The sequence below is a fragment of the Pseudonocardia ailaonensis genome, from assembly GCF_039531635.1.
GTDB lineage: Bacteria > Actinomycetota > Actinomycetes > Mycobacteriales > Pseudonocardiaceae > Pseudonocardia > Pseudonocardia ailaonensis.
Genome location: NZ_BAAAQK010000018.1, coordinates 223,218 through 240,847 on the forward strand (window position 1 = coordinate 223,218; position 17,630 = coordinate 240,847).

Here is a 17,630-nt window from a genome sequence, read left to right on the forward strand (position 1 = left end):
CGCCCGGAGCCTCGGGCTCCGGGCGCGTCGGGTGGACGGGTGGGGTTACTTCTTGGCCTTGGCCTTCTTGGCGGCCGGGGCCGCCTTGGCCGCCGGGGCCTTCTTGGCGGCGGGCTTCGCCTTGGCCGCCGCGGCGGCGGGCTTGGCGGCGGCCGTCTTGGTGGCCGCGGCCGCCTTCGCCGGAGCCGCCTTGGCCGCCGTGGTCTTCGCCGCCGTGGTCTTGGCGGTGGTCGCCTTGGCCGGGGCGGCCTTGGCGGCGGTGGTCTTCGCGGCCGCGGTCCGGGTGGTGGTGGCCTTGGCGGGAGCCGCCTTCGCCGCGGTGGTCTTCGCCGCGGTGGACCGGGTCGTGGCCGCCTTGGGCGCGGCCGTCTTCGTGGCCGTGCTGCGGGTGGTCCGGGTGGTCGTGGTGCCGGCAGCGGCCTTCGCCGTGCCGCGGGTCGTCGTGGACTTGGCGGGCGCCTTCGCCGCCGTGGACCGCGCCGCGGTCGTGCGGGTGCGGCGCGCCGGAGCGGCGGCCTCCTCGCCCGAGAACGACGCCGTGGAACGCGCCGCGGTCGAGCGCCGGGTGCGCGAGGCGGTGGTCCCGCCGGCCGCCGCGCGGCGGGTGCCGCGCTTCGGGCCGGACGAGCTGCCGCTGCCGCTCACCGTCGTCTTGAACGCGGTGCCGGGACGGAACGCGGGCACCGTGGTGGCCGGGACGGCCACGCTCTCGCCGGTCCGCGGGTTGCGCGCGACCCGCGGCGCACGGGCACGGGGCTCGAACACCCCGAAGCCCGTGAGCGTCACCGAACCGCCCGATCCGACCGCGTCGACGATGATGTCCAGGACACCGTCCACTGCGGACGCCGCGGTTCGCTTGTCACCGATGCGCTCCGCCAGGGCTTCCACCAGCTGGGTCTTGTTCATGGCCACGCACCGTAGAGCCTCGAACTCCGTTGCGCCAGAGGGAACACCCGGAAATGTCCTTGTGGCCCAAGGGGAAAGACCAACGCCCAGACGAACGGCCCGCGGAGAGGATCTCCGCGGGCCGCCGTTTCGGCAACGAATCGCCAGGTCAGAGCGTCGTGACGGGCTTGTGCGAGGGCCGGGAGGCCTCGAAGGCGTCGATCTGTGCCGCATGGCGCAAGGTGAGCCCGATGTCGTCGAGTCCCTCGAGCAGGCGCCAGCGGATGTAGTCGTCGATGTCGAAGCGCAGGGTCAGATCCTTGGCCTGCACCGTCTTCTCGGTGAGGTCCACGGTGACCTCCGTGCCGGGCTCGTTCTCGAGCAGCTTCCACAGCAGCTCGACGTCCGGCTGGGCCACCTGCGCGGCCACCAGACCGGCCTTCGCCGAGTTGCCCCGGAAGATGTCCGCGAACCGCGCGGAGATCACCACGCGGAAGCCGTAGTCCATCAACGCCCACACCGCGTGCTCGCGGGAGGAGCCGGTGCCGAAGTCCGGTCCGGCCACCAGCACCGAGCCGCGGTCGAACGGCGGCTGGTTGAGGATGAACGACTCGTCGCCGCGCCAGGCCGAGAACAGCCCGTCCTCGAACCCGGTCCGGGTGACCCGCTTGAGGTACACGGCGGGGATGATCTGGTCCGTGTCCACGTTGGACCGGCGCAGCGGGACGCCGATGCCGGTGTGCGAGCTGAACTTGTCCATCAGTCCAGGTCCTCCGGGCTGCTCAGGGTCCCGCGCACGGCGGTGGCGGCCGCGACGAGCGGCGAGACCAGGTGGGTGCGGCCGCCCTTGCCCTGGCGGCCCTCGAAGTTGCGGTTCGACGTCGACGCGCTGCGCTCGCCCGGGGCGATCTGGTCCGGGTTCATGCCCAGGCACATCGAGCAGCCCGCGGAGCGCCACTCGGCGCCGGCGTCGGTGAAGACCTTGTCCAGACCCTCCTCCTCGGCCTGGAAGCGCACCCGCATCGAGCCGGGCACGACGAGCATCCGCACGCCGTCGGCGACCTTGCGCCCGCCCAGGACCTCGGCGGTGGCCCGCAGGTCCTCGATGCGGCCGTTGGTGCACGAGCCGACGAACACGGTGTCGACCTTCACCGAGCGCAGCGGCTGCCCGGCCTGAAGGCCCATGTACTCCAGCGCCCGCTCGGCGGCGACCCGCTCGTTCTCCTCGACGATCGTCGCCGGGTCCGGCACGTCCGCCGAGAGCGGCAGGCCCTGGCCCGGGTTGGTGCCCCAGGTGACGAAGGGGGTCAACGCATCCCCGTCGACGTCCACCTCGGCGTCGAACACGGCGTCGTCGTCCGTGCGCAGCTCGCGCCAGGCCTCCACCGCCGCGTCCCACTCGGCGCCCTTCGGCGCGTGGTCGCGGCCCTCCAGGTACGCGAACGTGGTCTCGTCCGGGGCGATCATGCCGGCGCGCGCGCCCGCCTCGATGGACATGTTGCAGATCGTCATCCGCGCCTCCATCGACAGGGCGTCGATGACGTTGCCGCGGTACTCGAGCACGTAGCCCTGCCCGCCGCCGGTGCCGATCTGCGCGATGATCGCGAGCACGACGTCCTTGCTCGTGACGCCCGGGCGCAGCGACCCGTCCGCCGAGTTGACGTTGATCGCCATGGTGCGGAAGGGCTTGAGCGGCAACGTCTGGGTGGCGAGCACGTGCTCGACCTCGGAGGTACCGATGCCGAACGCCATGGCGCCGAACGCGCCGTGGGTGGAGGTGTGCGAGTCCCCGCAGACGACGGTGGTGCCCGGCTGGGTGAGCCCCAGCTGCGGCCCGACGACGTGCACGATGCCCTGCTCGGGATCGTTCATCGGGAACAGCCGGACCCCGAACTCCGCGCAGTTGCGGCGCAGCGTCTCGACCTGCGTGCGCGACACGGGATCCGCGATCGGCGCGAGGACGTCGAGCGTGGGGACGTTGTGGTCCTCGGTCGCGATCGTGAGGTCGGTGCGGCGGACCGGGCGACCGGCGAGCCGGAGCCCGTCGAACGCCTGGGGGCTCGTCACCTCGTGCACGAGGTGCAGGTCGATGTAGAGCAGGTCGGGTTCCGAGCCCTCGCCCTTGCGGACCAGGTGCTGGTCCCAGACCTTCTCGGCCAGCGTGCGTCCCACCGCTGCCGCCTCCTTCGTGTGAGCTGAACGTCCCGGTGGTGGATTTCCCAGAGTATGGGACTAAAGTATCGAGACGTGAGACAGTCTAGCGGGATCGGCGTGCTCGACAAGGCCGTGGGTGTACTGCGTGCGGCGGCCGACGAACCCATGGGGCTCGCGGAGCTCTGCGAGGCCACCGGTCTGCCCCGCGCCACGGCGCACCGGCTCGCGGTCGGGCTGGAGGTGCACGGTCTGCTGCGTCGCGGCCCGGACGGGCGCTGGCGACCGGGGCCGACGCTCGCCGAGCTCGCGGGCGGGCACGCGGACCCGCTGCTCGAGGCGGCCGGGGCGGTGCTCCCGCGGCTGCGCGACATCACCGGCGAGAGCGTGCAGCTCTACCGCCGCGACGGCATGCACCGCGTCTGCATCGCCTCCGCGGAGCCGTCGTCCGGGCTGCGGGACACCGTGCCCGTCGGCACCCGGATGCCGATGACGGCGGGCTCCGGCGCCAAGGTCCTCGCCGCCTGGGCGGACCCGGCCACCCAGCGCGCGGTGCTGCCCAACGCCACCTTCACCGAACGCGTCCTGGTCGACGTCCGGCGCCGCGGCTGGGCCCAGTCCGTCGCCGAACGGGAGACGGGCGTGGCGAGCGTCTCCGCCCCCGTCCGGGACTCCGGCGGCCAGGTCGTGGCCGCGGTCTCGGTCTCGGGCCCCGTGGACCGCATCGGCCGCCGCCCCGGCGTCCGCTGGGCCGCCGACCTCCTCGCCGCCGCCGAGGCCCTCCAGAACCGCCTCTGAACCCCACCGCCGGCCCGCGAGCCGCCCCTTCTGCCCCGCGAACCGTCACTTCCTGTCCCGCGAGTCGGCACCTTCGGGAGGCCGAAACACACATCTGCGACGTCGTCGGCGTGGGTTTCGGGCTCCGAGAAGTGCCGACTCGCGGGGGGTGGACGGTGTCACCCACAGTGGTGGTCCGGGTTCGAGGCCCGTGGTGTCAGGATCCCGGGCGTCGGCGCAGATGGGATGCTGTGCGGGCGCGCGCCGCTCCCGGCCGGGCCTCGCACCGAGCGTCACCGAGAGGCCGGCTGCGCCAGGTGGCGCAGCCGGGGTGCCCCCACCCGAACGGACTACGGGCGTAACGCTAACGTGATCTCGAAACCGGTCGATGGACACGACAAGCGGCGCACCGCTCCCCAGCTTCCCGCGCCGACGTAAACGAAGACGGGTGACGATGACCTACCTGCTCGGTATCGACGTGGGCACGACGCGGACCGCCGCGGCCGTGTCCCACCCGGACCGGCCCGGTGCCCCCGAGATGGTCTCGCTCGGCGATCGCTCGCTGGACGTCCCGTCCGTGCTGTTCATCGGCGCGGACGGCGAGGTCCTCGTGGGTGAGGCCGCCGAGCGCCGCGCCGTGACCGATCCGGACCGTGTGGTCCGCGAGTTCAAGCGCCGCGTCGGCGACTCCACCCCGGTGGTCGTCGGCGGTCTGGCCTGGCCCGCGGAGAAGCTGTGCGCCCTGCTCACCCGGTGGGTGGTCGACCGGGTGGCCGCGCTGCAGGGCGGGCCCGCGGACCGGATCGCCGTCACGCACCCGGCGTCCTGGGGCCGGCACAAGCAGGAGCTGATGGCAGACGCGCTGCTCGAGCAGGGCCTCACCGTCACGTTCCTGGCGGAGCCCCAGGCCGCGGCGCTGCACTACGCGGCGGCCGAGCGGATCCCCAGCGGCTCCACGATCGCCGTGTACGACCTCGGCGGCGGCACGTTCGACGCCGCGGTCGTGCGCAAGGACGGCGGCTTCGGCCTGCTCGGCCGCCCCGAGGGCCTCGAGCACCTCGGCGGCGTGGACTTCGACCAGGTCGTGTTCGACCACGTCGTGGCCGGCGTGCCCGAGGCGTTCGAGTCGCTCGACGAGACCGATCCCGCCGCGCTCGCCGCCGTGCAGCGGCTGCGCCGGGAGTGCACGGAGGCCAAGGAGGCGCTCTCCGCGGACACCGAGGTCACCATCCCGGTCCTGCTGCCGGCCTTCCGCGGCTCGGTGCGGCTGCACCGCAGCGAGTTCGAGGAGGCCATCGGCGGCTCCATCGCCGACTCGGTCGACGCGCTGCGGCGGGCCGTCGAGTCGGCGGGCACGGAGCCGGAGCGGCTCACGGCGGTGCTGCTGGTCGGCGGGTCCTCGCGGATCCCGCTCGTGGCGCAGCTGGTGTCGGAGCAGCTCGGGCGCCCGGTCGCCGTCGACACCGACCCCAAGAACGCCATCGCGAAGGGCGCGGTGCTGGCCTTCCAGCCGCAGACGCTCCCGGGCGCGACGGGCTCGTACCCGGCAGCCGGCGGTGGCGCGGCCGGGGTGGCGTTCGGTGCCGCGGGCATGGGGGCGGCGGGCATGGGGGCGGCGGGAGTCGGTGCGGCTGCCTACGAGGGCGGCGGCTGGGGTCCCGCCCCGGTCGGCAACGACGGCGCGGCGACGCCCGGTGGCCAGGACCCGTACGGGGACCCGACCTACGGCCTCTACTCGGGCCAGAACTCGGACGCGGTCACGGACTCCTTCCCCGCCGACGGCCCGACCCGGCTCACCGAGGCACCGTCGCGGCCCGCCCTCGGCGGACTCGGCGCGGGGAACGACGTCTCCTTCGCGGACTACGAGCACGAACCGTCCCGCGGCCGCTCCCCCCTGGTCATGATCAGCGCCGGCGGCCTGGTCGCCGCCCTCGCGGTGGTCGGCACCGTGGTGTTCTGGCCGTCGTCGACCCCTGTGGGCAACGCCACGACGAGGGTCGACACCACGGCGATCGCCCCGGCCCCCACGGACTCGAGCGCCCCGGTCGCCACCCTGGACCCGACCAAGGAGGAGCAGGACCCCACCACCCGCTCCACCACGCGGCCGAGGACGACCACGACCACCCAAGCGGTCCCGCCCCCGGTGGTGACGACAACGACGGCACCCCCGCCGACCACCACCACGACGAAGCCGACGACGACCACCACGACGCCGACCACGACAACGACGACCACCACCACGACCACCACGACTACGACGGCTGCACCGCCGCCGAAGTAGCCCGCGTCGGTCCGCGAGGCCGGTGGAGAAGCTCGCGCGTTTCCCGCGCCTGAGGTCGCCCAGCACCATGATCGCCGGGAGTGCGCGTTCTCGGCCCCTCACGGCCGTTCTCCCGCACTCCCGGCGATCATGCTCGTGCTGGGGCCGGCTCCCACACGCCCGCCGGCCCACTCCCTGCTTCGGCGGCGGGTAGGAGACGTGATCGGCGTCTGTGTGCACTCACGCACCCGGCACATGCCTCAGCGCACCCGAACGACGATCACGCTGCCGCCGCCCCGGCCACCTCGGCCGACCACACTGCACCACGCCGCCGCGCAGGCCGAACCGACAGCACCGCCGCAGCAGCCGGGCCCCGCACGGCCGGTGATCAGCGTTCGAGTGCGCTCACACACGCGGCGCTGCCTGAGAGCACCCGGACGGCGATCATCCCCGTTCGCGAGCCACACCGGGACCCGGCCGGTGGCGCCCCGCTGCGCCGGGCTGTCGCGGCCGCCCCCGATGGCGTGGGATCGACTACCCCCACCGTTCGAACCATTTCCGGGAACGCCGCCGAATGGTGAGGAGCGTCTCCCCGCCCCGATTCCGAATCGGCACCGGAAATGCAGAATCCCCGCCCGGGGCGAACCGGGGCGGGGATTTCGCGAGTAGTCCCGACGGGATTTGAACCCGCGCTACCGCCTTGAGAGGGCGGCGTCCTAGGCCGCTAGACGACGGGACCTCGAACACGCTGTACTGCTGTCTCACCTGCGACGATCCTCGCGAACGAGGACCCTCGAGTAGCCCCGACGGGATTTGAACCCGCGCTACCGCCTTGAGAGGGCGGCGTCCTAGGCCGCTAGACGACGGGGCCGGACTGACCGTGAGGTCACAGGAAACAACGAGTGTTTCCGCTGGGGTACCAGGACTCGAACCTAGACTAACTGAACCAGAATCAGTCGTGCTGCCAATTACACCATACCCCAAGGAGACATCCGGGCAGGCCCGGCGTCCCTCGCAGAGAAGACTCTAGACCACGCCTTCGGCGACCTGAACGGCACCCCCCAGTCGCGCCATCGAGCGCTCCCGCCCCAGCAGTTCCATGCTCTCGTACAGCGGCGGGGATACGGTGCGGCCGCTGATGGCCACGCGCACGGGTCCGAAGGCCTTCCGCGGCTTGAGACCCAGGCCCTCCACGAGGGACGCCTTGAGGGACTCCTCGATCGCCGCCGTCGTCCACTCGGGAAGCTCGGTGAGGCCCTTGACGGCGGCCTCGAGGACCGGTCCGGCGTCCGCACCCAGGTTCTTGGCGGCGGCGTCCGGGTCGATCGCGAAGTCCGCGTCGGACACGAACAGGAAGTGCAGCATCCGGGCGGCGTCCGAGAGCACCACGGACCGCTCCTGGACCAGCGGCGCGGCCGCGACCAGCACCGGGTCGTCCGCCTCGACGGTCACGCCGAGGGCGGCGAGGTACGGGATCACGCGCGCCGCGAAGTCCGCGGGATCGAGCGCCCGCAGGTGCGCGGCATTGATCGCCTCGGCCTTCTTGATGTCGAAGCGGGCCGTGTTCGACGACACGCGTGTGACGTCGAACGCCGCCACCATCTCGTCGAGCGAGAAGACGTCCCGGTCCTCGGCGATCGACCAGCCGAGCAGCGCGAGGTAGTTGAGCAGCCCCTCGGGGACGAAGCCGCGCTCGCGGTAGTGGAAGAGGTTCGACTCCGGGTCCCGCTTGGAGAGCTTGCGGTTCCCCTCCCCCGTGACCAGCGGCAGGTGCCCGTACACGAGCGGCCCCGCGCCGATCCCGACGCGCTGCAGCGCCTCGAGCAGCGCGATCTGCCGCGGGGTGGAGCTGAGCAGGTCCTCGCCGCGCAGGACGTGCGTGATGCCCATCAGCGCGTCGTCGAGGGGGTTGGTCAGGGGGTAGAGCGGGGTGCCGTCGCCGCGGGCGAGCACGAAGTCCGGGACCAGCCCGGCCTTGAACGTGACGTCGCCGCGCACGAGGTCCGTGAACGTGATGTCCCGGTCGGGCATCCGCAGCCGGTAGACGGGCTTGCGTCCCTCGGCCCGGAAGGCCTCGACCTGCTCGGCGGTCAACGCGCGGTCCGCGTTGTCGTAGCCCAGCTTCGGGTCGCGGCCGGCCGCCTTGTGCCGCTCCTCGATCTCCTGCGCCGACGAGAACGACTCGTACACCTCGCCCGCCGCCACGAGCCGGTCGAGCGCGTCCCGGTACAGGTCGCCGCGCTCGCTCTGCCGGTACGGGCCGTGCGGGCCGCCCTTCTCGGGGCCCTCGTCCCAGTCGAGGCCGAGCCAGCGCAGCGCGTCGAGGATCGCCGCGTAGCTCTCGGCGCTGTCGCGCTGGGCGTCCGTGTCCTCGATGCGGAACACGAAGTCGCCACCGGTGTGGCGGGCGTGCGCCCAGTTGAACAGGGCGGTGCGGACGAGCCCCACGTGCGGGGTCCCGGTGGGCGACGGGCAGAAGCGGACGCGAACGGTACTCATGGTGGCGCCAGCCTAACCCTGGTGCTCAGCGCCCCCGCGGAGTACATTTCAACGCATGATGAATAAGACGCGCGTCTGCGTGGCAGGTGGTGGACCTGCCGGAATGGTGCTCGGGTTGCTGCTGGCCCGAGCGGGCGTCGAGGTCACCGTGCTGGAGAAGCACGCGGACTTCCTGCGAGACTTCCGGGGCGACACCGTGCACCCCTCGACCCTCGGCCTGCTCGACGAGCTGGGCCTCGGCGAGCGGTTCGAGCAGGTCCCCCACCGCAAGATGTCCTCGGTCGCAGCGATGCTCGACGGCGGGACCGTCCAGATCGGGGACTTCCAGCTCCTGAAGGTCCCGCACCCGTACATCGCGCTCGTCCCCCAGTGGGACTTCCTGGACATGCTCGCCGCGGCCGCCGAGGAGGAGCCGACCTTCCGGCTGATCCGCAACGCCGAGGTCACCGGCCTGCTCCGGGAGAACGACCGGGTCACCGGGGTCCGCTGGCGCGACCGGGTCACCGGCGCGGAGCACGAGCTGGCGGCCACGCTCACCGTCGGGTGCGACGGCCGGCATTCGCGGGTCCGCGCCGAGTCCGGCCTGCGCAGCCGCGAGTTCGGGGTGCCGATCGACGTCGAGTGGTTCCGGCTGCCCCGCGAGGAGGGCGACCCGGTGGGCGGCCTGGGCCGGTTCACCACGGGCCACTTCGCCGTGATGATCGACCGCGGCGACTACTGGCAGTGCGGCTACCTGATCCGCAAGGGTGGCGACGGCCCGCTGCGCGCCTCGGGGATCGACACCCTGCGCCGGCGGATGGTCCGGCTGATCCCGTGGACCGCCGATCGGGTGGGCACCCTGACCTCGTGGGCCGACGTCTCGATGCTCGACGTCCGGCTGGACCGGTTGCGGCTTTGGTCGCGGGCCGGGGTGCTGTGCATCGGCGACGCCGCGCACGCGATGTCCCCGGTCGGCGGGGTGGGGATCAACCTCGCGGTGGCGGACGCCGTCGCGACCGCCCGGATCCTCGGCCCGGCCCTGAGCGGGGGCGAGGCCTCACCGGCCCGGCTCGCCCGGGTCCAGCTGCGGCGCTGGCTGCCCACGGCCGTCATCCAGACCGTGCAGCGGCTCGCGCACCGGGTCCTGCTGGGCAACCTGGCGTTCGACCCGGACGCCCCGCGCACCCCGGCCACCGAGCTGCCCCGCGCCGTCCGGTTCGTGCAGCGGCATCCGCGCCTGCGCGTCGTCCCGGCCCGGGTGTTCGGGCTGGGGCTGTTCCCGGAGCACGCGCCGGCCTGGGCCCGCCGCCCGGCCGCGGCGCGCGAGCGGGTCGGCTAGGGAGCATCTGACGCCGGCCCAGATGGTGGGAAGACGGTCGTTCGGTAGGCGACCCGCGCCATGATGGGAGGGACCGCGGGACACCGGTGTGCCGCGGCGGAGCCCCGGAGGAAGCGTGTCCGTCTCGCTGACCGTCCTGTACCACCAGCCGGCCGACAAGGCCGCGTTCGACAAGCACTACGACGAGGTCCACGCCCCGCTGGCCTCGACGATGCCCGACCTGCAGTCCTACACGGTCGTCCGGCCCGGTCCCGGCGCCGACGGTGCGGCGCCCGAGTACCACCTGATCGCGACGCTCGTCTGGCCCTCGCCGGCGGCGATGCAGGCCGCGATGGGCAGCCCGGAGGGCAAGGCGGGCAACGCCGATCTCGCCAACTTCGCCCAGGCGGGGACCACGATCCTCGTCGGCGGGGTCGAGCAGGTCGTCTGACGCACGAGAACGGCCCGGGTCGGTGACCCGGGCCGTTGCTCGTCGATGGTGCGTCAGGACTCGCTGCTGGCCGGGGTCGCGTCGTGGCTGGAGACCAGCGCGGCGAGCCGGTCGCCGATCGCCTGGGTGTGCCCGGTGGCGCTGTGGTCCCGGGTGGCCAGGTCGAACGCCACGGCGGCCTCGATCCGGCGGGCCGCGTCCCGCTGGCCGACGTGGTCGAGCAGCAGCGCCACGGACAGCACCGCGGCGGTCGGGTCCGCGATGCCCTGGCCCGCAATGTCCGGCGCAGAGCCGTGGACCGGCTCGAACATGCTCGGGTTGGCGCCGCTCGCGTCGATGTTGCCGCTGGCCGCGAGCCCGATGCCGCCGGTGACGGCCGCGGCGAGGTCGGTGAGGATGTCGCCGAACAGGTTGTCCGTGACGATCACGTCGAACCGGCCCGGGTCCGTGACCAGGTGGATCGTGGTGGCGTCCACGTGCTGGTACGCGACCGAGACGTCCGGGTGCTCCAGCGACACCTCCTCCACGATCCGCGACCACAGGGCGCCGGCGAAGGTCAGCACGTTCGTCTTGTGGACGAGCGTGAGGTGCTTGCGCGGGCGGCGCTCGGCCCGGGCGAACGCGTCCCGCACCACGCGGTCGATGCCGAACGCGGTGTTCTGGCTGACCTCGGTGGCGATCTCGTGCGGGGTGTCCTTGCGGAGCAGGCCGCCGGTGCCGACGTACGGCCCCTCGGTGCCCTCGCGCACGACCACCAGGTCGATCTCGGGATTGCCGGAGAGCGGGCCGCGGACACCCGGGTAGAGCCGCGCGGGGCGCAGGTTCACGTGGTGGTCGAGCTCGAAGCGCAGGCGCAGCAGCAGGCCGCGCTCCAGGATGCCGCTGGGCACCGACGGGTCGCCGACCGCGCCGAGGAGGATCGCGTCGTGCTGCTGCAGCTCGGTGAGCACGGACTCGGGGAGCAGCTCACCGGTGGAGTGCCACCGGGCGGCGCCCAGGTCGTAGGTCGTCGTCTGGACGTCCGGCGAGACCTCGGTGAGGACCTTCAGGGCCTCGTCGATGACCTCCGGCCCGATGCCGTCGCCGGGAATGACCGCAAGGCGCATGCTGCGATAGATCCTCTCTCGATACGGCCCGGTCGCATTCTGGTGACCGAGCGGCGATCGAACGCTACCCGCTGCAGCGGCGGGCGATCTCCGCCCTCCACCCCATCGGGGTCACCCGGGACGGTGAACTCGTGCCGACGAGAGCCGATCCGGCGCCCGACACACCCCCGAGTGGGTCGAATTGTGCGCCTCCCACCTGCATCGCCCGACGGCGGGTCCCGCCCGCCGAGCGGCTCCTCACCCGTTCGGCCTACCTCCTGGACTGTTCGATGCAGCTGCCGCAGGGCCGTCCGGCGTCACCACGTGGTGGCCGACCGGGTTCTGCGGGAGGACGACCATCAGCGGCCCGGAGGGGGCCGGGAGGCGGGTGCCGGGATCGGCCGGTCGCAGCAGCGGGCCGGTGCCGGTGGGCTCGGCGAGCGGGTCCCACGCGGCCGGGACGACGACGGTGTCGACCGGGGCGCGCGGAGGCGCCGTCGGGTCGGCGACGTCCATGGGCCCGTAGTCCCCCTCGACGACCACCTGCATCCGCAGCGGCGCCGCCGTCGCGGTCGGCGGGATCCCGAGTGCCGACAGCCGCACCGGCAGCACCCACGTGTCGGTGTCGAAGACGGTGGTGTCCGTGTCGCCCTCGTCGCCGTTCACCGGCTGGGTGTCGATCTCGGCGAACCCGTCCGCGGTGTGCTTCGCGAGGTCGACGAGCCGCGCGACCAGGACGTCGGAGTCCGGCAGCTTCACGAGCCCGACGGCCCGGTCCGGCCGCCCGTCGCCGTTCGTGTCGAAGCCCACGGTGGGCACGGTCGTCGCGCCGACGTCCGGGAGCGGACCCCACATCGAGAGGGCGATGCCGATGGTGTCGCCGGAGCGCGCGGCGCCGACCCACCGGACGTCGCCACCCGTGCCGGTCTCCCCCGTCACGCAGCCGGCGACGATCCCGGCCGCGCACCGCGGCTGCTGCGGGCTGGTCGCGAGCAGCCGGAACACCCCGGCGCGGGAGCGGTAGGCCTGGGCCCCGGCGCCCTGGTCCACCCCGGTCCCGCCGAGCACGACCTCGTTCCCTTGCACTCCGGCGGTCAGCGCGGAGACGGGCTTGGGCGCCGAGGTCACCGGCACCCGCAGGGCCGGTCCGGTGGCCGGGGTGAGGACGATCCGGCCCGAGGCGTCCGCCAGGTACTGACGGGCGCGACCACCCTGGGTGAGCGCCATCGTCGGGTCCGCGGTGCGGCGCAGCGCAGCGGAGTCGGCGGTCAGCGTCACGGTGACCGTGGCCCGCGAACCGGGTTCGACCTGCACCGATGCCGGCGACACCGCGATGGTGACGCCGGGCATGGCGGTGATCGGCTCGTACGTGGCCGAGAGCGTGCCGCTGCCCTGCACGGTCACGGCGCGACGCTGCGTGACGGTCTTCCCGGCGGGCACCTCCACCGCGCCGAACGCGACGCCGACGGTGCCGGGCACCGCCGAGTCCCCGGCGAGCGCGGTGGTGGAGACGGCCGCGCGGGCGTCCACCCGCCCGGACCCGCCGCGCATCGGGGCGAGCAGCGGGCCGCCCTGTGCTGACCGGACGTCGCCGTCCGCGGTGTTCACGATCGCGGTCTTGACCTCGTCCGGGGTCCAGTCCGGATGGGTCTCGCGCACCAGCGCGGCGACGCCCGCGACGAACGGGCTCGCCATCGAGGTCCCCGTCTTGCTGGCCCGGCCGGTCCCGGTGCCGACCGCCGCGGACACGATCGACTCCCCCGGCGCCATCACGTCCGGCTTCACGCCGGGGCCGCGGCCACCGCGGGCGCTGCTGTCGCTGACGGTGTCCGCGATGCCCGGGACCTGCACGGACGCGGTCTGCGCGAGCTTCCCGTCGAGGTGCACGCGCAGGGTGCCGGCGGCGAGCGCGGGGCGCAGGGCGGCGGTGGAGGCGCCGTCGAGCTGGAACATCGGGACGCTCTCGTTGCCGGCGATCTGGGCGCCGCCGGGGTCCGCGCCGGTCGAGGTGAGCAGGACGCCTGCGGCACCGGCGGCCTTCGCGTTGTCGGCGCGCGGCGTGGATCCGCAGGTGCGGGTGTCGCCGTCGGTGGGCCACTCCAGCCAGACGATCTTGCCCCGGACTCCCTTGCCCTCGGCGTCGGAGTAGGGGGCACATCCCTCGGCGTTCGCGGTGGGCAACGCCACGACGTCCCCGGTCGCGTCCGGGGTGCCGGAGAAGTCCACGCCGTACTGCCCGGTGACCCGGCGCGGCACCGGGGCCAGGACGTCGGCGCCGTCGAGCAGCACGCCGGCGTCCCGCACGTTGCCCACGGCCAGCACCCGCGGATCGGTGGCGGGAGCGCCCACGGCGTCCGTGACGTCGCCGCCGTTCCCGGCCGCCGCGACGACCGTCACCCCATTGTCGATCAGCCGGTCCACGAACTCGTTCACCGGGTCGTCGGCGGGCGCGAAGTCCGAGCCCAGCGAGAGATTGACCACGTCGAGCCGGTCGGAGAAGTCGCCGTCGCCGTTCGGGTCCAGGGCGCGGTCCAGCGCGAGCGGGGTGAGCGAGGTGGCCCCGGAGCAGCCGAAGACGCGGATGGCGTAGATCCCGGCCTGCGGGGCGGCGCCGGGGCCGATGGACATCGCGTTGAGGGCCGCGGGCGTCAGGGCGTGGTAGTCGCCCCTGAAGGTGCTGCCGTCGGCGTTCACGCCGTACCCGGCCGCGGTGCCGGCGACGTGGGTGCCGTGGCCCTGGCAGTCGAGGGGATCGTCGTCGGGCTGCGGGGTGGTCCTGGCCGGGTTGTCGCTGTCGGAGTCGTAGGTGTCCCCGGCGAGGTCGACGCCGCCGATCACCTTCGCCGTCGGGAAGGTCCCCTTCCCGTCGCGGGCGGCGTCGTAGGCCGCGACGGTGCCGGGGCCGCCGAAGTCCGCGTGGGTGTAGTCCACGCCGGTGTCGATGATCCCGATGCGGATCCCCCGGCCGAGACGTCCGGTGTCCTGCCAGGTCTGCAGGGTGCGGCCGAGCTGGTCCGCGCTCGCGTTGGACGGGCGGGCGCTGGTGATCCGGCGGACCGAGCGGACGCCGGGCTCCTGCGCGAGCCGGCGGGCGGTGGCGGCGTCGGCGCGGACGGCGACGCCCGGGACGGCGTTGGTGGTGCGGTAGAGCTCACGCTCGCCCTCGGCGCCGCGGAGCTTCCCGAGCACGCCCGCGATCTTCTGCGCGACCCGTTCCTTGGCCTCCGCCGACTTCTGCGCGGCGATCTGCCTGCCCAGCGGGAGGGCGGCGGAGTAGTCGTCGAGCGCGGAGGTGTCGTCGAACTCCACGAACACGGCCTGCGCCGGGAGCGGGGTGGCCGCGGCGGCGGGGCCCGCCGCGAGGACGACCAGCGATCCGGCCAGCAGGGCCGCGGCACTCGCAACGGTCACCCTCCGCCACCACGAGCCTCGCACCGACCGTCCCTTCCGCCGACCGGCGGGCGCGGTGCGGCGCAAGGAAACCTAGATCGGCAGACGCAGCGTGATCAGACCCGCGACCGGATCGGGTGATCCGATCCCACCCGCCCGGGCGGCTGACGGGGACACACGACAGCGCCCCCGTGGCAAGGCCGCGGGGGCGCCGGAGAGCGCGAGGCTCAGTCGTCGAAGCTGATCAGGCGGGTGGTGGTGGCGCCCACCGAGGCGCCGATCGGCTCCAGCACGCCCGGGTCGATCGCCCGGTCCACGCGCAGCAGCATGATCGCGTCGGTCCCGTCCGTGGTCTGGCTGATCTGGGCGGCCTCGATGTTCACCGCGGCCTCGCCGAGCAGCGAGCCGACCCGGCCCATCACGCCCGGGCGGTCGGCGTACTCGAGGAGCAGCACGTCGCCCTCGGCGCGGATGTCGAAGTGCCGGCCGTTGACCTCGACCAGCTTCTCGACCTGCGCGCGGCCGGTGAGCGTGCCGGAGACGGTGATCGCCGCGCCGTCGGGCATCGCGGCCCGCAGCTGCACCACCGAGCGGTGGTTCTCCGACTCGGGAGCGGTGGTCAGCTCGACGCTGACACCCCGCTCGGCGGCCAGCGACGGCACGTTCACGAAGGTGACCTGGTCCTCCACGACGTGGGTGAACACGCCGCGCAGGGCCGCCAGCGACAGCACCGAGACGTCGTCGGAGGCGAGCTCACCGGACACGTCCACCGTCACCGAGGTGGGCAGCCGGCCGGCCACGGCGTAGAGCACGGTGCCCAGCTTCTGCACCAGCGGCAGCCACGGCCGGACCTCCTCGCCGACCACGCCGCCGACCTGGACGTTCACCGCGTCCGGCACGAACTCGCCGGCGAGGGCGAGCTGCACGGAGCGCGCCACGTCGGTGCCCGCGCGGTCCTGCGCCTCCGACGTCGAGGCGCCGAGGTGCGGGGTGACGGTGATGTTCTCCAGCTCGAACAGCGGGCTGGAGGTGGTGGGCTCGGTGACGTAGACGTCCACACCCGCGCCGCCGACGTGACCCGAGCGGACCGCCTCGGCGAGCGCGTCCTCGTCCACCAGCCCGCCGCGGGCGGCGTTGACGATGATCACACCCGGCTTGGTCAGCGCCAGCTGGTCCTTGCCGATGAGGCCGAGGGTCTCGGGCGTCTTCGGCAGGTGGATGGTGATGAAGTCGGCGACCCGGAGCAGGTCGTCCAGCGGCAGCAGCTCGATGCCGAGCTGCGCGGCGCGGGCCGGGGCGATGTACGGGTCGTACGCCACGAGGGTGACCCCGAAGGCGCCGAGCCGCTGCGCGACCAGCTGGCCGATCTTGCCGAGGCCGACGACGCCGACGGTCTTGCCCTGCAGCTCCACGCCGTTGTACTGCGAGCGCTTCCACTGCCCCTGGCGCAGCGAGGCGTCCGCGGCGGGGATGTGCCGCGCGGTGGCCAGCAGCAGCGCGACCGCGTGCTCGGCGGCGGAAACGATGTTCGAGGTCGGCGCGTTGACGACCATCACGCCGCGCGCGGTGGCGGCGGGCACGTCCACGTTGTCCAGGCCGACGCCGGCGCGGGCCACGACCTTGAGCCGGGTGGACGCGGCGAGGGCCTCGGCGTCGACCTTGGTGGCGGAGCGCACGAGCAGCGCGTCCGCATCGGCGATGGCCGCCAGCAGGGCGGGGCGGTCCGTCCCGTCGACGTGGCGGATCTCGACGTCGGATCCCAACATCTCCACCGCGGAGGGCGCGAGCTTCTCCGCGAGCAGGACGACGGGACGGGTCGGAACGGCTGCGGTACTCACGACGGCGCGATGCTCCACGGTTGGACGTGCACGACTGCGGACACCCCTGAGTCTAGGTGGGCCCATCGACGGCCCCGGCCTCGGGAGGAACTGTCCGGTTCGCTACCCCGCGCGCCGCGCCGTCACGAGCGTCGTCGCCACCCACGGCCCGCCGTACCAGAACCGCGGTCCCAGCCTCCGGCAGCGGACGCCGGTCGCCCCCGCACCGCGCAGCACCCGGGCGTAGGTGCGGGCGTTGCGGATGTCGGCCAGCAGGATCCGCCCACCCGGCCGCACCACCCGCAGCGCCTCGGCGACCGCCCGGGCCCGCGCCGGGGTGGACGGGATGTTGTGGATCGCGAGGGAGGACACCACGACGTCGAACGCCCCGTCGTCGAACGGCAGTTCCGTCATGTCGCCCGTGCACAGCTCCACCCGCGCCGACACGCCCTCGGCCTCGGCGTTGGCCCTGGTCGCGGCCTCGGTGTTGCCGGACTGGTCGACCGACCGCCAGAGGTCGACGCCGACCGCGTGCCCGTTCGGCAGCCGCTGGGCGGCGAGCAGCAGCACCGCACCGCGCCCGCAGCCCAGGTCGAGGAGCCGCTCGTCACCGCGCAGGTCCAGGCCGTCGAGCAGCCCGGCCCAGACCCGGAACGTCCCGCGCCGGGTGGTGTAGAGGTACGACGACGCGGAGAGGATCAGGTACCCGCCCACCGCGAATGCCCAGATGGTCCAGCCCAGCACCGCGCCCACGGGCCGCGTCGAGAGCAGGACGAACCCGAGGACCAGGAGCAGCACGCCGACGCCGCCCATCGACGCGGGCACCGCCGGCGCGTCGATCCCGTACTCCCCGCGCCGCGCCCCCGCGCGGGCCTCGCCGACCTCGGCCATCGACCACCGCCTTCTCGTGCAGGCAGGAAGCGTGGCCCGGCCGCCCCGGCAAGGCGACGGCATGTGCCCGGCTCGCGCCGGACGTCCGGAAAATCCCCCGGTCGGCGGCGCTGATCGGGCAGCACCG

General features: G+C 73.7%; 12 protein-coding genes and 3 tRNA genes. 4 read left to right on the plus strand and 11 right to left on the minus strand.

The features are described 5' to 3' along the window. Positions 1-45 precede the first annotated feature (45 nt). The 3 genes from ABD324_RS23320 to leuC all read right to left on the minus strand — a co-directional run bounded on the left by ABD324_RS23320 (position 46) and on the right by leuC (position 3,057). On the minus strand, positions 46-906 hold the full coding sequence (locus ABD324_RS23320) for an HU family DNA-binding protein (RefSeq protein ID WP_344420885.1): 861 nt from the start codon (positions 904-906) through the stop codon (positions 46-48). 148 nt (positions 907-1,054) lie between these two features. Beyond that, complete coding sequence (gene leuD / locus ABD324_RS23325; RefSeq protein ID WP_344420888.1) at positions 1,055-1,645, minus strand: 3-isopropylmalate dehydratase small subunit; 591 nt, start codon at positions 1,643-1,645, stop codon at positions 1,055-1,057. Beyond that, entirely contained in the window at positions 1,645-3,057 is a 1,413-nt protein-coding gene (gene leuC, locus ABD324_RS23330; RefSeq protein ID WP_344420891.1) for a 3-isopropylmalate dehydratase large subunit, read from the minus strand. The genes leuD and leuC overlap by 1 nt, the downstream gene beginning before the upstream one ends. A 75-nt stretch (positions 3,058-3,132) precedes the next feature. Here leuC and ABD324_RS23335 point away from each other — a divergent pair, with 75 nt between their 5' ends. Further along, positions 3,133-3,834: an IclR family transcriptional regulator gene (locus tag ABD324_RS23335; RefSeq protein ID WP_344420894.1), complete on the plus strand. Its 702-nt coding sequence runs from the start codon at positions 3,133-3,135 to the stop codon at positions 3,832-3,834. Between the two features lie 433 nt (positions 3,835-4,267). Further along, positions 4,268-6,094 carry an Hsp70 family protein gene (locus ABD324_RS23340; RefSeq protein WP_344421816.1) on the plus strand — a complete coding sequence of 609 codons (1,827 nt, stop codon included), beginning with the start codon at positions 4,268-4,270 and terminating at the stop codon, positions 6,092-6,094. A gap of 645 nt (positions 6,095-6,739) precedes the next feature. Here ABD324_RS23340 and ABD324_RS23345 read toward each other — a convergent pair. The 4 genes from ABD324_RS23345 to gltX all read right to left on the minus strand — a co-directional run bounded on the left by ABD324_RS23345 (position 6,740) and on the right by gltX (position 8,572). Beyond that, positions 6,740-6,812, minus strand: a tRNA-Glu gene (locus ABD324_RS23345). Between the two features lie 59 nt (positions 6,813-6,871). Continuing rightward, positions 6,872-6,944, minus strand: a tRNA-Glu gene (locus ABD324_RS23350). A gap of 40 nt (positions 6,945-6,984) precedes the next feature. Beyond that, positions 6,985-7,056, minus strand: a tRNA-Gln gene (locus tag ABD324_RS23355). Positions 7,057-7,099: 43 nt separating this feature from the next. Next, positions 7,100-8,572, minus strand: coding sequence for a glutamate--tRNA ligase (gltX, locus tag ABD324_RS23360; protein WP_344420897.1), 1,473 nt, complete (start codon positions 8,570-8,572; stop codon positions 7,100-7,102). 55 nt (positions 8,573-8,627) lie between these two features. Here gltX and ABD324_RS23365 point away from each other — a divergent pair, with 55 nt between their 5' ends. Continuing rightward, complete coding sequence (locus ABD324_RS23365) at positions 8,628-9,890, plus strand: FAD-dependent oxidoreductase (protein ID WP_344420900.1); 1,263 nt, start codon at positions 8,628-8,630, stop codon at positions 9,888-9,890. A 115-nt stretch (positions 9,891-10,005) separates the two neighbouring features. After that, positions 10,006-10,320: an EthD family reductase gene (locus ABD324_RS23370; RefSeq protein ID WP_344420903.1), complete on the plus strand. Its 315-nt coding sequence runs from the start codon at positions 10,006-10,008 to the stop codon at positions 10,318-10,320. Positions 10,321-10,373: 53 nt separating this feature from the next. On the opposite strand, the gene ABD324_RS23375 is transcribed toward ABD324_RS23370, so the two are convergent. The 4 genes from ABD324_RS23375 to ABD324_RS23390 form a co-directional block, all read right to left on the minus strand. After that, the gene (locus ABD324_RS23375) at positions 10,374-11,426 is read right to left on the minus strand and encodes a 3-isopropylmalate dehydrogenase (RefSeq protein WP_344420906.1); all 1,053 of its coding nucleotides are present in this window, start codon (positions 11,424-11,426) and stop codon (positions 10,374-10,376) included. Between the two features lie 237 nt (positions 11,427-11,663). Beyond that, entirely contained in the window at positions 11,664-14,816 is a 3,153-nt protein-coding gene (locus tag ABD324_RS23380; protein ID WP_344420909.1) for a S8 family peptidase, read from the minus strand. A 206-nt stretch (positions 14,817-15,022) separates the two neighbouring features. Next, positions 15,023-16,633: a phosphoglycerate dehydrogenase gene (gene serA, locus ABD324_RS23385; RefSeq protein ID WP_344420912.1), complete on the minus strand. Its 1,611-nt coding sequence runs from the start codon at positions 16,631-16,633 to the stop codon at positions 15,023-15,025. A 102-nt stretch (positions 16,634-16,735) separates the two neighbouring features. Then, the gene (locus ABD324_RS23390; protein WP_344420915.1) at positions 16,736-17,503 is read right to left on the minus strand and encodes a class I SAM-dependent methyltransferase; all 768 of its coding nucleotides are present in this window, start codon (positions 17,501-17,503) and stop codon (positions 16,736-16,738) included. Positions 17,504-17,630 lie beyond the last annotated feature (127 nt).